Origin of the sequence: Enhygromyxa salina, from assembly GCF_000737335.2 — a bacterium.
In the GTDB taxonomy this organism is placed as follows: domain Bacteria; phylum Myxococcota_A; class Polyangia; order Nannocystales; family Nannocystaceae; genus Plesiocystis; species Plesiocystis salina_C.
The window spans coordinates 24,564-39,363 of sequence record NZ_JMCC02000105.1 but is presented as its reverse complement, the minus strand read 5'-3'; the positions used below and the strand labels follow the sequence as shown (position 1 = coordinate 39,363).

At 67.9% G+C, this 14,800-nt stretch carries 9 protein-coding genes; 3 read left to right on the top strand and 6 right to left on the bottom strand.

All coding sequences use genetic code 11. The features are described 5' to 3' along the window. Nucleotides 1–2,218 (top strand): sigma 54-interacting transcriptional regulator (locus DB30_RS32175; protein ID WP_146661560.1); only part of this gene is annotated, 2,218 nt, incomplete at its 5' end. 206 nt (nt 2,219–2,424) lie between these two features. Next, complete coding sequence (locus DB30_RS32170; RefSeq protein ID WP_052556261.1) at nt 2,425–2,883, top strand: hypothetical protein; 459 nt, start codon at nt 2,425–2,427, stop codon at nt 2,881–2,883. A gap of 82 nt (nt 2,884–2,965) precedes the next feature. On the opposite strand, the gene DB30_RS32165 is transcribed toward DB30_RS32170, so the two are convergent. The 3 genes from DB30_RS32165 to ftsY form a co-directional block, all read right to left on the bottom strand. After that, nucleotides 2,966–4,078 (bottom strand): outer membrane beta-barrel domain-containing protein, encoded by a 1,113-nt coding sequence (locus DB30_RS32165; protein WP_052556259.1) that lies wholly within the window; start codon nt 4,076–4,078, stop codon nt 2,966–2,968. A gap of 11 nt (nt 4,079–4,089) precedes the next feature. Next, a complete protein-coding gene (locus DB30_RS32160; protein WP_052556257.1) occupies nt 4,090–4,998 on the bottom strand; it encodes an outer membrane beta-barrel domain-containing protein in 909 nt (302 codons plus the stop codon). A gap of 513 nt (nt 4,999–5,511) precedes the next feature. Then, entirely contained in the window at nt 5,512–7,320 is a 1,809-nt protein-coding gene (gene ftsY / locus DB30_RS32155; RefSeq protein ID WP_052556255.1) for a signal recognition particle-docking protein FtsY, read from the bottom strand. A gap of 323 nt (nt 7,321–7,643) precedes the next feature. Between ftsY and DB30_RS32150 the strand changes: the two genes are divergently transcribed. After that, nucleotides 7,644–11,789, top strand: a complete 4,146-nt coding sequence (locus tag DB30_RS32150) for a chromosome segregation protein SMC (RefSeq protein ID WP_052556253.1) — start codon at nt 7,644–7,646, stop codon at nt 11,787–11,789. 20 nt (nt 11,790–11,809) lie between these two features. On the opposite strand, the gene DB30_RS32145 is transcribed toward DB30_RS32150, so the two are convergent. Genes DB30_RS32145 through DB30_RS32135 form a run of 3 tightly spaced genes read right to left on the bottom strand, consistent with a single transcriptional unit; the run spans nt 11,810 to nt 14,791 of the window. Then, a complete protein-coding gene (locus DB30_RS32145; protein ID WP_052556251.1) occupies nt 11,810–12,532 on the bottom strand; it encodes a queuosine precursor transporter in 723 nt (240 codons plus the stop codon). Then, on the bottom strand, nt 12,525–13,697 hold the full coding sequence (locus tag DB30_RS32140; RefSeq protein WP_052556249.1) for a lysylphosphatidylglycerol synthase transmembrane domain-containing protein: 1,173 nt from the start codon (nt 13,695–13,697) through the stop codon (nt 12,525–12,527). The genes DB30_RS32145 and DB30_RS32140 overlap by 8 nt, the downstream gene beginning before the upstream one ends. Beyond that, on the bottom strand, nt 13,694–14,791 hold the full coding sequence (locus tag DB30_RS32135) for a lysylphosphatidylglycerol synthase transmembrane domain-containing protein (RefSeq protein ID WP_146661555.1): 1,098 nt from the start codon (nt 14,789–14,791) through the stop codon (nt 13,694–13,696). Before DB30_RS32135 ends, DB30_RS32140 begins: the two co-directional genes overlap by 4 nt. Nucleotides 14,792–14,800: the final 9 nt, after the last annotated feature.

The window sequence follows — 14,800 nt, the reverse complement described above, 5'->3', positions numbered from 1 at the left end:
AGCGGGCCTCGAGCTCGAGCTTGGCGCGCCGCCAGCGAAGCCCGAGCTCCGCGATGTCTGGCGGGCCGAACTCGCCGGGCGCCTGACCGAGTGCGCGAGCTCGCTGGGTTCTGCAGGCGCGACCGCGGAGAGCGTTGACGCCCACCTGAGCGCGGCCGCGCTGCTTCGTGTCGCGGGCCGTGACGAGCCCGCGCGGGCTCAGCTCGACGCCGCGCGGCGCGTCGTGGTCGAGCCCGAGCAGGAGCCCGCCCTCGCATCTGCGCTGGCGCTCGCGCTCGAGTCTCTGGCCCAGGCCAAGGACCCCGAGCAGCTGCGCGAGGCGTCCCTCGAGCTCGCCGCGCTGCCTGCCCCCACGCAGCTGTGGGCCGCCGGCGAGCGCCTGCTGGCGTGGGCCTACGACCGGACGCTGCTCGGTGTGCTGCATCGCGGCGGCGCCGTCGGTGATCCTGCCGCGGCCTCCGTCGCGCGCCGCTTGCTTCGATACCTGGAGGAACTCATGTCCAAAGCCACCCCGCTCGATCGTCGCTCCCTTCGCCAATCGCTGCTGTCCGAGGCCGGAGAGGCCGGGCCGCTGCGCGACCTGGTGCGCGAGCTCGAGGCCACCGAGCACGAAGTTCACGAGCCTGGAACTGAGCCTGGACCTGCGCGCGGCGTCGATCGCCGCCGCGAACACGACGGCGAGACCGCCCGCCTTCAGCAGCTGCTGCGTCTGTTTCGGCGGCTCGCCCGTCACGACAGCCTCGAGCGCCTGCTCGAGCAGGTCGTCGAGGCGATGATGGAGCTGACGGACGCCGAGCGCGGGGTTGTGTGTGTGGGCCACGGCGAGCAGCGCATCGAGGTCGTGCGCGAGTTCGCGGCTGGCGGCGAGGGCGTCAGCTTCTCGCGCTCGGTCATCGATCGCGTGCTCGGCAGCGGCGAGCCCGTGCTCAGCGTCGATGCAGCGAGCGACGACCGCTTCGATGGCTCGCGCTCGATCAGTCACCTCAACCTGCGCTCGGTGTTGGCGGTGCCGTTGGTGTTTCGCGGCGAGTTGCTTGGGGCCGCCTACGTCGACCATCGCCTGCGTCGTGGCAACTTCGACGCGACCGATCTCTCGCACATGGAAGACTTCGCCGATCTGGCTGCGCTCGCGGTCGCGCAGGCGCGTGCGCTCGCGGCCGTGCGCACGCAGGCGGCCGAGCTCGAGCGCCAGCGGGCCGAGCTCGCGGAATTGCTCGAGACCCGCGAGGTCGCGCTCGTCAATTTGCGAGAAGAGGTCCGCGCCGATCCAGAGCGCAGGGTCTATCGCGGCATGGTCGGCTCCTCGAAGTCGATGCAGCGCGTGTTTCGGCTGGTCGATCGGCTCGCGGACTCCGATGTCCCGGTGGTGATCTACGGTGAGAGCGGCACCGGCAAGGAGTTGGTCGCGCGGGCGATCCACGACGGGGGAGCGCGCGCAGACAAGCCCTTCGTGGCCGAGAACTGTGGGGCGATCCCCGAGACCCTGCTCGAGAGCGTGCTGTTTGGTCACGTGCGCGGGGCGTTCACCGGTGCCCAGAGCCTGCGCCCGGGTCTGTTCGAGGCTGCTGACGGCGGCACGATCTTCCTCGACGAGATCGGCGAGACCAGCCCGGCGATGCAGACCAAGCTGCTGCGCGTGCTGCAAGAGGGCGAGGTCCGGCGGATCGGCGAGACCAAGCCTCGCAAGGTCGACGTGCGGGTGATCGCGGCCAGCAACCGGGACCTCGCGGCGATGGTCGAAGCCGGTGAATTCCGCCAGGACCTCTTCTACCGGATCAACGTGGTCAAGCTCGATCTGCCAGCGCTGCGAGATCGTCGCGAGGACGTGCCCGCGTTGATCGACCACTTCTTGGCTCGGCACCAGCGCGAGGCTCATGAGCCGCTGGTCGTCAGCCCCAGCGCGTTGCGAAAGCTGGTCCGCCACGCGTGGCCAGGTAACGTGCGCGAGCTCGAGAACGAGGTCCAACGCTGGCTCGCGCTGTGTGAAGATCGGGTCATGCCCGACGACCTCTCGGCCGCGATCGAGGGCGCGGGCGTCGACGTCACGGTCGATGATCCCGATGACCTCGAGCTGCGACCCCGGGTCGAACGTCTCGAGCGCGAGCTGATCGCCCGCGCGATGGAGCGGACCGGCAACAACCAGACCCAGTCCGCGCAGCTGCTGGGCCTGAGCCGCTACGGGCTGCAAAAGAAGCTCAAGCGGCTGCAACAAGACTGAGCGCAGGCTGTCAATCAAGTTGGCGCCTGCTCGTGGGTTATGCCAACATGTTTGTCGACGCAGCCATGTACCTGTTTGAAATTACACGAGTTCACGCAAGCACGAGACTTGCTCAACTAGTGCCCGGGACACCAGTGCCGAACCTCCACCAAGCAAGCAAGGGATCCACGCGCGAGCGGGCGTCGAGTCGACTGGCGCGTCGCACGTTGCCGGTTCTGCTCCTCGCCGCCAGCGTCACGGTGGTTGGCTGCAACGAAGCGAGCTTCCTGGTCCCGCCCCCCACCTTGCGCGGCATCGCGATCCCGCTGCCGCCACCGAGCATCGCGGATCAAGTCCTGGTCTACATCGACGTCGAGGGCGGCGTGCCGATGGGCTTCGATCATCCGGCCACGGAAGCCTTCGTGTACGAGACCCGGACCGAGCGGGGCTACTTCGTCGGCACCGACGGGCTCGAGTTCACGGTCCAAGACGTGCTGGTCGACGTCACCAACAACTGCCTCGAGACCTGGTTCGTCGATGGCGTCGATGGTGAGGAGTCGTCGCTCGTCTCGTACAAGGCCGTTGTGCTCGAGGGCGAGGAGGCCTGCGCCAATCCAAGCTGCTCGGCGCCCGACGATCTTGGCGCGTGCCTGTGCCTCGAGAAGTGGACGACCGGCTGCGGCTGACGGCGCCCGCCCAACCACGAAAAAAACCAACGAAAAAGCCCGCGGTGGTCGCCGCGGGCTTCTTGCTTGGAAGCGGTGAACGCTACTCCAGGAAGTCTTCCGTGCCGCCTTCGGCCGCCGGTTCTTCGGGGGGAGCTTCGTTGGCCGGCTCGGGGCTGGTGCCAACGCTGACGCCACCACTGGCTGCCGCCTCGCTCTGCTTCTTGCCACGCAGCTTCTGCTCGAGACGGCTGCGCTTGGCCTTGGGCGGCAGATAGAACGCGAACCCGAGGTTGAAGCTGACGTTGTGACGCGCGACGCGATCGCTGCCGCTGCCGCCGTTGTTCACGACCGGAGGCACGTCGGTGATCGTTGCGTTGAGGCCGGCGTCGTTGTGGGCCACGACGATGTCGTGAACCTCGGGGTTGATGCTCATCCAGTCGGTGATGAACAAGTGCAACCCAGCGCCGAAGCTGCCGCCCACGCGGACGCCCGTGTCGGGGCTGACCGGGTGGAGCAGACACTCCGAGTTGGCCTCACCAGCCATGTTCTCGCAGTAGTTGTCGAGGCTGGGATCCGTGGAGTTTGGAATCCCCAACAGCTCCGAGGTGGAGGTCGAGCCGAGCTCCTCGGGGTAGTGGCGCGCCCAGTTGACGAGGCCCACACCACCGAAGATGTAGATGTCGTACTCGGTGAACACGGCCGAGAACAGACCGAGCTTGCCGGCGAAGGGCGTGAACGCGAGGTCCAAGCTGGCTTGCCACTGCAACTTGGTGAGGCCAGCGCGGAAGTCGTGGCGCAGCGCCGACGGGTTGTCGTACTCGCTCTGGGGCCGGTAGGGGCCCGGGGCGCTGAGGTCGACGCCAGCGGGATCCGCCACGCCAGTGGGGAGACCGCCGTCGTTGAGGGCCTTGAGCAGCTTGCCTTCGACGTCGACGGCTCCGTACATGAACGAGCCACGGACACCGATCCAGTCGGTGAAGTCGAAGCGGAGCTTGGCGCCGACGAGACCCTTGTGGACGAAGGGCTGCGACAGGCTGACGCCGATCATCGGCACGATCTGGAACCGGAACTTGCGCAGTTCGAGGCGATCGACGACGACTGGCTTGCCTTCCAGCACACCTGGCTTCTTGGCCAGGGCTTCGCTGGGGAGCAGGAACATGCCTGCGCCACAGATTGCCGCCGCCGTGAGGGAGAGCTTGAGCGTCTTCTTCATGGTCACGTCACTCAGCGGCGGTAGGAGTAGTCAAACTTGGGTGGAAGGTAGAACGACGCGCCAACGAAGAACAGCACGTTGAACGCGAGGCGATCACCGAGCGGTGCCTGCTTCGCTTCCGCGTACGCGGCTGCCGGATCGTCGAGCAGCGGACTGTCGCCCGAGCCTGGGTTCACGCCGCGGTTTTGTGGCTCGTAGGCGTCGAAGAATCCGAAGGTCCGCACACCCAGGTTGACCGAGAACCAGTCCAGGTTTTGGATGTAGTACCGGACGCCGACCGCGAAGTTCACCTGGCCCGTGATGTGGTTGTAGGGCGTTGGGTGAACAGCCTGGAACCGGGGCAGGTTCTGGGTGTGGATCGCTCCACCACCGATCTGCAGGTACGACTCCCAGTGGAGCAGCAGCCGGTTGAACAGCGCGATCTTCCCGTAGAAGGGCTCGTACTGGTAGTCGAGGCTGGCCTGCCACAAGGTCTTGTTGGCGGTCAGCAGCAGACCTTCTTGGAACCGAATCCGGTCGTACTGCGCCGTCTTGGACCCAAAGAAGGCTGTGCCGTTGATGCCCAGCGCCATGCGGTTGTTCAGCCAGAAGTTGATCTCGGCCCCGGCCGCCCAGTGGCGAACGAAGGGGTCGTTGATCGTCAGGCCAACCTGCGGCATCAACTCGATCCGGCGCTTCTTCTTGCCGGTGTTCGCGTCGATGTAGACGTTCAAGAACGCCTGCGGCTGGATGACGGTGATCTCCTTCTCGTCGATCTTCCGCTGATCTTCCTCGGAGAGAGAGGCAGTGCCTTCACTCGCTTCGCCAACCGTACCGGTTGCGCCGATTTCGGTGGACGGCTTGTCGTCGTCACCTCCGTCGTCGAGAAAGCTCGTATCGGCGGGGCCGCTGTCCTCGGGTTCGTCCGGGACGGCGTCCATGTCATCTTCATCGAGGACTAGCTCGTCTTCGATAACCTCCTCGTCCGGTGGCGCGGACGCCAGTAGCGGGAGGGGGTAGGCGCAGACCACGAATGTGGTGAGGCCAGTCAGAAATCGTCGCATGCTCACCTCTGGAGAGGACTCGCTGGAGACAGTGGGCGGGGTGGAAGCCGGTGCGGGAGTCGCGGACGGCTCGTGAAGCGCGTGAAATGGCCGGTTGAGTCAGACCTGGCTACAGCACGCTGCTGCAGTTTTGCCAGGGGTTTGTGGCAAACCCAACCATGAATTTCGGCGCGGAACGTATCATAGGGTAAGCCGACTCACAACCGCTGTCAGCGGCCGAAGTGGACGCGGCCACAGCATTGCAAGTCGTTGAAATAATTGGAAAATTTAGGGCTCTTGGGGGTCGACCGGTCGAGACCGACGTAAGCGACCTCGCACATGATTGAGCCGTGTTGCGGGTGGCCGATCTCGCTTTCGCGAGAAGTGCAAAACACGCACGGGCTCATGTGATCAGTCATCGTCCCCATTTTCGGCATCTTCGGCGTCGGGCTTGAACAGCACCTCACAAAATGCTTCGGGATCGAAGCGCCGCAGATCATCGACTGCCTCGCCGATGCCGATGTAGCGGATCGGCACCTGAAGCTCGTCGACGACGCCAAGTACGACACCGCCTTTGGCCGTGCCGTCCAGCTTGGTCAGCACCAGGCCGGTGAAGTTCATGGTCTCTTTGAACAGCTGGGCCTGGGCGAGCGCGTTCTGACCGATCGTGGCGTCGAGCACCAAGAAGGTGTCGTGAGGCTCGAGCTCGTCGCGCCCCTTTGACAGGGCCTTGGACGCGGCGCGACCCATCTTGCCAAGCTCGTCCATCAGCTCTTTGCGGGTGTGCAGGCGGCCCGCGGTGTCACACAAGATCACGTCGTAGCCCTGCTCGCGGCCCTTCGAGATCCCGTCGAACAACACCGAGCTCGGATCGGCGCCGTCCTTGCCAAGGTGGATGTCGCAGCCGACCCGCTGGGCCCAGACCTCGAGCTGCTCGCCCGCGGCGGCGCGGAAGGTGTCGCCGGCGACCATGAGCGTCTTGCGTCCAGCCTCGACGTGGCGAGCGGCGAGCTTGCCGATCGTCGTGGTCTTGCCGACGCCGTTGACCCCGATCATCAAGAGCGTGTACGGGCCCACGCTGGGCGTGTAGTCGAGTGGTTTGGCCTCGATCTCGAGCACGTCGAGGGCCTTTTGGCGGATCACCGACCACACGGCGTCGGCATCGGCGACTTCCTTTTTGTCGAGCTCCGCGGTCACCGACTCGAGCAGCGTCGCGGCTGTCTTGGCGCCGATGTCGGCGGTGAACAGGACCTCCTCGATGTCATCCTTGAGGTCGTCGCTGACCTTGGGCCGGCCCTTGAACAGCCGCGCGAGCCGAGCGACGAACCCCCGCTTGGTCTTCTTGAGGCCCTTGCGGTAGCGGTCTCGCTCGCTCTTCTTGGTCTCGAGCTCGGCCTGCTCACGCTCCTCGCGTGTCGCCACCTTGGGCTTGTCGACCGGCATCGCGACGGGGGCGCGCTCCGGTTCGGGCTCTGGCTTGGCGGGCTCCGACTGGGCGGGCTCCGGCTCGGCGGGCTCCGACTTGGCGGGCTCCGACTGGGCGGGCTCCGACTTGGCGGGCTCCGACTCTGGCTCGGCAGGTTCTGGCTTGCCGGCTTCGGGCTCGGGTGCTGGCTTCGCGGGTTCGGCCGGCTTCGCTGGGAGCTCGGGCTCGGGCTTGGGCTCGGGCTTGGTCGCAGAGACTGGCGCCGCGAGTGGGGGGACGGTCGTCGGCTTCTTGAGCGACGGCGGGGGCGCAAAGGTTGGAGGTGGAGCGAAGCGCGGGACCGCTGGTTTCGCGGCGGGTTTGGACGTCTCGGCGAACGGGTCGTCCGAAGCCTCGCTCGCGGCGTCGGCAGCTTCTGGCTTGGCGTCTGCGTCTGCGTCAGCGGCCTTTGGCTTGGCGTCAGCGGCCGCTGGCTCGGCGTCGGGCGCCTGCGGCTCAACCTCAGCAGCGGGCTCGGCTGGCGCGTCGTCGGCTTGCTCTGCTTGCTCGGGCTCGGGCTCGGGCTCGGGCTGCTTGGCTTCGAGTTTGGGCTCGGGCTGCTTGGCTTCGGGCTCGGGCTTCGGTCGAGCGATGGCCGCGTCGCGAGCTTCGCCTGCCGCCGCGTCCTCACCCTTGCCCAGCGCATCTTGCTCCTCGGCCGGGGGGAGCGCCTGCTTCGGCTTGGCGACAAACCAGATGATCGCGGCTACGGCGAGCGCAACGACGATATAGATGATGATCTCTCCAGGTCCCATCGGGCTTCCGGCCGGCAGTAGGCCACCGTGCGCGCGGCTCGTCAACGCTGGCGCCGCATCGGGTCTCTCTGGGGGGATCTCGCGGGAGATCGCGTCAGGGAAGATCTCCCCCGGCGGGCCGGGGCGGTCGGTGCTGATCCAAGCGAAGCGACGCGATCGACCAAGGACACGTCATTGGACGCCAGAATCACGTTCACGGCGGCCTGTGCCCCGGTGGCGGATGCTGAACGTCGAGCCCTTTTCGCCGGGCCGTACACTCTGCTACCTGACATGCCCGTGCCCGCGCGGCTCTAGCACGCGACGCGCACCGTTCGGCCAGCACCATGCGAATCAAGAAGATCGAGGTCGTCGGATTCAAGTCCTTCGCCGAGCGAGAAGTCGTCGTGCTCGACGACCACGTGACCGGCGTGATCGGCCCGAACGGCTGCGGCAAGTCCAACATCGTCGACGCGATGCGCTGGTGCCTGGGCGAGCAACGCGCCAAGCACCTGCGCGGCAGCGGCATGGCTGACGTGATCTTCGCTGGCACGAGCACCCGTGGACCCGCCGGCATGGCCGAGGTCACGATCGTGTTCGAGAACAGCGGCGACAGCCCGGCGGCGTTCTTGAAGTTCTCGGAGATCGCGGTGACCCGTCGGCTGTTCCGCGACGGCGCCAGCGAGTACCTGATCAATAAGGTGCCGTGTCGGCTCCGCGACATCAACGACATGTTGATGGGCAGCGGCGTCTCGGCCAAGAGCGGCTACTCGATCATCGAGCAGGGCCGGGTCTCGCAGATCGTCACCAGCAAGCCCGAGAGCCGGCGCCAGGTGATCGACGAGGCGGCGGGGATCACCAAGTTCAAGCAGCAAAAGCACCAGGCCGAGCGCAAGATCGAGCAGACCCGGCAGAACCTGCTGCGGGTCACCGACGTGATCGGCGAGCTCGAGGGCCGGCTGGGCACGCTCAAGCGCCAGGCGCAGAAGGCCGAGCGCTACAAGCGGTACCGCAGCGAGCTGCGCGACCTCGAGCTGTGGAACGCCAGCCACAAGCTGCTCGAGCTGCGCGCGACCGCGAGGGTGCTCGAGCAGCGCCGGGCCGCGCTCGACGAGCGGGTTGAGGATCTGCGCCACGACTCGGCCGCGATCGAAGCCCGGCTCGAGGCGGATCGGGTGTCGCTGCGCGAAGTCGAGACCGAGCTCTCCCGCCAGCAAGAGGCCCTCTACGAGCTCGAGAACCGCATCCAGCTGGTCGAGCAGGACCGCCGCTACAAGCTGCAAGAGCAAGAGGGCCTGCGCCGCTCGGCGGACCAGAGCCGGGCCGAGCGTGACGCGGTCACCCGTGGATACGACGGCCTCGAGCGCGAGCTCGCCGAGGTCAAAGACCAGCAGGCCACGCTCGGTGAGAGCGACGGCGGCGAGGGGCTCGAGACCCAGGCCAGCCGGCTCAACGTCGAGCTCGAGGAGGTCACGGCCAGCCTTCGGGCCGAGCGTGAGCTGCTCGAGCAGCGACGTCGTGAGCTCGCGCAGACCCAGCAGCGCAGCGCCACGCTCGAGGCGACGATCTTGTCGCGCACGGAGAGCGTCGCCGAGCTGCGCGAGCGGGCCGAGGTCATGGCCGCCGAAGCCACCGCGCTCGAGCAAAGCACCGACAGCGACTCCAGCCGGCTCGAGGCCGCGCAGGCCGAGCTCACGCAGATCGTCGAGCGGCTCGAGGGCGTCCGCGAGCGTCGCCAGAATTTGGATCGCGAGCGGGTCGAGCTGCGCGAGCGCCTGCGTCCGGCCGAGGTCGAGGTCGAGACGGCGCGCAAAGAGCTGATGCGGGCGCGCTCGCGCTTGCAGTCGCTCGAGGAGATTCAGTCGCGCTACCAGGCCTGCCAAAGCGGCGTGCAGGTGGTGATGGAGCACCGCGAGGCGCTCGCGGAGTACGGGGCGCAGCTGTCGGCTTCGGCTGGGTTGCACGGGTCCGAGCTGGGCGCGAGCGCCGGGGCCGGGCGCGCGACGACGTGGGGGATCCACGGGATCATGGCCGACTTCATCACTGCCCCGGCGCACCTCGAGTCGGCGGTGTCTGCCGTGCTCGGTGATCGGCTGCAGGGTGTCGTCGTCGACGCGCCGGTCACGGGTGCCAGCGGCGTCGAGCTGCTCAAGCACCTCAAAGAGGGCCGGACGACCTTCTTGCCGATCTCATCGGGCTCGCAGGGGCGCGGGCGCGAGCTGGTGGTCGGCGAGGACGCCTCGCCCAGCGAGGGACGACCGCTCGGCTGGAGCGCGCCCGATCGCGGCACGGCAGGACGGATCGAGGTCGTGGATCTCGTTGGCGAGGCGGCCGCGGGATCCGAGCCCGAGCCCGCGGCGCTCCAAACTACGCAAGATCAGACCGAGTGCGGGGCTTCGACGCTGGAGGCCGCGTCCGTCGTGATCGGGCAGCCGGCCGAGTCGTCGGAGCGCGACACCGTCGCGGACAGCTCAGCCTCGCTGACCGTCGCCGAGGGGCCCGCAGAGACCTCGCTCGGCGTCGCCGCGCCAGCAGTCGCAGCGCCAGCAGCCGCAGCGCTGCCCGCCGCGGTCGCAGCCCCGCCCGCGCCGACACCCGAGCCGGGCCAGGACCCGCTCAGCTTGGCGACCCCAGCCACCGCCCCGAAGCTCGCGCCCGTAGATCCACTGGGTGCGCTGCGCGGGGCCGAGGGCGTGGTCGGCCGGCTCAGTGAGCTCGTCGAGGTCGAGCCGCAGCTGCACGAGCTCGTCGAGATCCTGCTCGGCGAGACGGTGGTCGTCGATCGCCTCGCGCGGGCGCTCGAGCTGTGGCACGCGCTGCGTCGTGAGCTGCCCGTCGCCGATCGCGTGCCGCACACGCTGGTGACGCTCGACGGTGATCGCATCGAGCCCAGCGGCGTGGTCGTGGGTGGATCCCGCGACGCGATCGACTCGGCGCTGCTCCAGCAAAAGCGCGAGATCGGTGAGCTTCAGGCGATCGTCACCGAGCTCGAGGACACGCTCACGGTCGCGCAGCAGCGCCGACAGGGCCTCGCCGAGCGGCTCGACGAGGTCGAGCGTGGCCGCGAGGTCGGTGAGGCCGAGCTGCTCGAAGCCGAGAAAGCCCGGGTGCTCGCGGTCCGCGAGGTCTCGGCGATCGAAGAGGCGGGTGTCCGCCTGCAGCGGCAGGTCGAGCAGCTCGAGCGCGGGCGCGCCGAGCTCGAGCTGACCCTCGAGCAGCGCCAAGCCGAGCGCCTGGATCTCGAAGAAGAGCTCGCCGAATTGCGCGAGCGCAGCCCCGAGCTCGAAGAGGAGACCGTCGCGCTCGAGGAGCGCGTCGAGGTGTTCGCTGACGCCCGCGAGCAAGTCAGCACCTCGCTGACCGAGATCAAGGTCGCGCTCGCGAGCTGGCAAGAGCAGCGCAACGCCCTGGCCTCGACGGCCCAGCGGCTCAGCAAGCAGATCTCCAGCGAGCGCGACCGGGCGCGGCGGCTGGGCGAGGCGGCCGACGAGGCCGATGTCCGCATCGCGACCCTCGTCGAGGCGGTCGAGGCCATGGTCGTCGACCACGCGACCTTGCTCGATCAGCACAAGCTCACGACCGCGGCCAAGCACGACGCCGCCGAGGCCCACGACGCCGCGGTGTTGCGCGTCGACGAGCTCGAGCTGTCGATCCGGGATCGCCGTCGGCAGCTCGAAGAGCAACGCGAGCAGCTGCAAGAGGTCGAGCTGGGTCTGCGCGAGCTGGTGCTCGAGCGTCAGCACCTCGAGACCGACATCCGCGATCGCTTTGACGTCGAGCTGCGGACCATGTTGGTCGACTTTCACGACCGCGCGCTGGCGACCGGGACCGAGCGTGAGCGGATCCGCGAGCTCAAGCGGATCTTGTCGCGGATGGGCGAGGTCAACCTGACCGCGATCGGCGAGTACGAAGAGGTCTCGGGTCGCTACGAGTACCTGACCAGCCAGCGCAAGGATCTCGAGGACGCGGTCAACCAGCTGCAAGAGGCGATCGATCGGATCAACGCGACCACCAAGGAGCGCTTCGCCGAGACCTTCGCCGCGGTCAACGAGATGTTCCAGCGGCTGTTCCCGCGCCTGTTCAACGGCGGGCAGGCCAAGCTGGTGCTCACCGATCCAACCGACATGTTGACGACCGGCGTCGATATCTTGGCCCAGCCGCCGGGCAAGAAGGTTGCGAACCTCGAGCTGTTGTCAGGTGGCGAGAAGGCGCTGACGGCGGTCAGCTTGATCTTTGGGATCTTCCTGATCAAGAGCAGCCCGTTTTGTCTGCTCGACGAAGTTGACGCGCCGCTCGACGAAGCCAACGTGGGTCGGTTCTGCGATCTGGTCCGCGAGCTGGCCCAGGGCACCCAGTTCATCATCATCACGCACAACAAGCGGACGATGGAGATCGCGGACCGGCTGTATGGGGTGACGATGCAGCAGCGAGGGGTCTCGAAGCTGGTGTCGGTCAACATGCGGCGGGCGATCGCCGAGGCGATGGTCTCGTGATCGGCTAGCGTCTCTAGGCTCTAGGGCTCGGCGAGGGCGGCGACCTGCTCGGGGAACCGGCGCTCGAGGGTGCGGACGGCCAGGTAGAACAGCGGGGTGTCGAGCAGGGCGATCGTCCACTTGAACAGGAGCCCGTCGAGGAACAGGCCGGGGAGGTTGTCCCAGGTGATGCCGGCGGCGTTGAAGCTGGCGAGCAGGGCCAGGACGACGAAGGTGTCGACCAGCTGCGAGGTGATCGTAGAGGCGTTGTTGCGCAGCCACAGGTGCTTGCCCATCGTCACGCGCTTCCAGAAGTGGAACAGGCGGATGTCGATGAACTGGGCGGTCAGGTAGGCCATCATCGAGGCGAACACGGCGACCTTCGACAGGCCAAACACGCCGTGGAAGGTCTCGCTGCCGATCCCGAACTCTGCGCTGGGGGCGAGATCGGCGAACTCGACGAGGGCGGTGGTGAAGATGCTGGCGACGAGGCCCGCGAGCACCACTTGGTTGGCGCGGCGTGCTCCGTAGATCTCCGAGAGGATGTCGGTGACGAGGAAGGTGAGCGGGTAGGCGAGGATCCCGACGGACTGGCGGAACACGTGGGTGCCGCCGCCGGGGAGCGGGACCTCGATCATGAAGAACTTTTGGAAGATCAGGTTGCAGGCGACGAGCGAGGCGATGAACAAGCCCGCGAGGATCAAGTAGGTCTGCTCGTAGGCGCCGCCGCGCATGGGCGGGAGCTGATCGCGTGACTCAGTCATGGGCAGTGGCGGCGGGTTGGGGCAGGGGGGCGCGCTTGGCGAGCGGCCAGCTGATCGCGCTGAGCAGACCAAAGAACGCGATCACGCCGACGCGCTGGGCGAGCACGAACAGGCTGATAGCGACGGCGCCGAGGCCAACCCAGCCGAGGCCACCGGCCCAGCCGGCCTCGAGCACGCCCAGCCCCCCGGGGGTGAGGCCAAGCATGCCAGCGAGCTGCGCGACCGGGGTCGCGGCGGTCATTTGTTGCCAGCTGATCTGGATGCCGACGGCGCGGGCGATGCCCCAGAATTGGAGGACCACGGTGGCGAAGCGTAGCAGGCTGTAGCCGGCGACCTTGGCGGACAGCGCAGCGTTGACGTTGGGGGTGGCGACGGGCGCGGGGGCGTCGGGATCGGCCGCGGCTTGGGCCTGCGCTGGGGACCCGCTGACGCGCCGCTTCAGCCTGCCGTACAGGCGCAGGGCCGCGGCGTGCAGGCGCAGGGCCACGCCGTGCAGGCGCAACGCCACGCCCACGGCGGGCCGCAGCAGCGGAACCGCCAAGGCCATGAACACCAGGCAAAACAGGCCCAGGGTCCCGACCGGGCTCAGCGGCAGCCAGCCATCGCGCACGCTCAGGGCCCAGGCCAGCAGCCCCAGCGGCAAGGCGGCGTCGAAGATGCGCTCGAGCACCACCTGGGTGGCGGCGTGGCCAAGACCGCGCTCGCTGCCAGCCGAGCGCAGGGCGACGCCGCGGCCCACCAGATCCATGGCCACCGTTGACGTGAATTGGCCGAGCAGCCGGGTCACGACGAGCCCGTAAAAGTAGGCGACGAAGGGCAGCTTGGTCCCGCCCATGACCTCGGCCAGCAGCCGCCAGCGCGCGGCGGTCACGAAGCTGGCGAGCGTGGTCCCAAGCAGGCCGACGAGGGCCCAGCCAAGATCGAGCTCGACGCTGGCGACCAGCTCGTCCCAGTCGGGCGCGAGCCAGCGCAGCACGACGGCGAACAGCACCACCCCCGCGACGAACTGCAGCGCGGCCTTGATCGGGCGCCGGACGGGCCGCGCTCGCGCGCCCAGCTGCTCGCCCAGCTGCTCGCCCAGCTGATCGCCCAGCTGATCCCCCAGCTGATCCCCCAGCTGATCCCCCAGCTGATCCCCCAGCTGATCAACATTGCGATCGGTCATGAGCTGCTTGGATCGCCCGTCTGGGTGGTGGCCGAAGGGTCCGACTCGACCGTGGGAGACCCGCTCAGCGTAGCGCGCCAGTCGAGCGCGAGCATCCGCTGGGCGATGATCCCCAAGACCACGCCCATGCCCAGCTGGGTCACGAACATCCAGAAGATGAACACGCTGCCCTGCTGGTGGACGACCTCGTCGCTCACGAACATGCTCAAGCCCAAGATCATGCCGTAGTGGAAGATCCCAAACTGGCCGGGGCCGCCGGGGATCAGCAGCGAGATACCGAGCACGGACATCATCGCGAGCGCCGCGGGGAACGAGATGTCGAGGCCGCAGCCGCGCGCGAGCAGCCAGGTGCCCAGCGCGTTGGCGGCCCAGTACGCGACGGTGCCGGCCAAGAACTTCAGCAGCGGAACCAACGAGGGCAAGGCCGCGAGGCCCTCGGCGACAGACCGGGCGAGCGACTCGAGCTTGTCCGCGAGCGGTGGGATCACCCGGCCGAGCGTGGCGGCGACCAGCCGGCCCACGCGACTTGGCGACAGCGCCATCGCGAGCAGGACCACGAGCACGGCGAACAGCCCCGCGCTGGCGAGCAGCCCGAGCGAGCGCAGCCGCTCGACCGCCACGGCTTGCTCACCGTGGACCTCGGGCAGCAGCGGCAGCGAAGCGAAGAACAGCCCGCACACGAACAAGCCATCCACGACGCGCTCGATCGCCACGGTGCCCAGGGCCTGGCCCACGCCGATCTTGCTCTTCTGGGCGAGGAACAGCGGCCGCGCGAGCTCGCCGAGGCGCAGCGGCAACACCATGATCCACATGGTCCCCGCGACCGAGACCGGCAGCGTGGTCCGCCATCCGATCTTCGGTCCCGGATCGGCGGCGAGCGGCGCGACGAGGTAGTGCCAGCGCCCGGCTCGAAACACGAAGTAGGCGACCAGGGTGACGAGGTAGCTTGGCAGCACCCACGCCGGGACCCAGGGATCAGCCGGGACGAACTCGATGCGGCGGACCAGCGCGAAGCAAAACCCCGCGCCAATGACCAACGAAAGCGACAGGCGAAGCCACCACTGTCGCTGGGTGCTTCGCCTGCCTTCGCTCATCTTCTCTTG

Excerpts from the sequence above, each read along its gene's own strand:
- DB30_RS32135 (WP_146661555.1), bottom strand. The coding sequence starts at position 14,791 with ATGAGCGAAGGCAGGCGAAGCACCCAGCGACAGTGGTGGCTTCGCCTG.
- DB30_RS32160 (WP_052556257.1), bottom strand. The coding sequence starts at position 4,998 with ATGGACGCCGTCCCGGACGAACCCGAGGACAGCGGCCCCGCCGATACG.
- ftsY (WP_052556255.1), bottom strand. The coding sequence starts at position 7,320 with ATGGGACCTGGAGAGATCATCATCTATATCGTCGTTGCGCTCGCCGTA.
- DB30_RS32145 (WP_052556251.1), bottom strand. The coding sequence starts at position 12,532 with ATGACTGAGTCACGCGATCAGCTCCCGCCCATGCGCGGCGGCGCCTAC.
- DB30_RS32150 (WP_052556253.1), top strand. The coding sequence starts at position 7,644 with ATGCGAATCAAGAAGATCGAGGTCGTCGGATTCAAGTCCTTCGCCGAG.
- DB30_RS32140 (WP_052556249.1), bottom strand. The coding sequence starts at position 13,697 with ATGACCGATCGCAATGTTGATCAGCTGGGGGATCAGCTGGGGGATCAG.
- DB30_RS32165 (WP_052556259.1), bottom strand. The coding sequence starts at position 4,078 with ATGAAGAAGACGCTCAAGCTCTCCCTCACGGCGGCGGCAATCTGTGGC.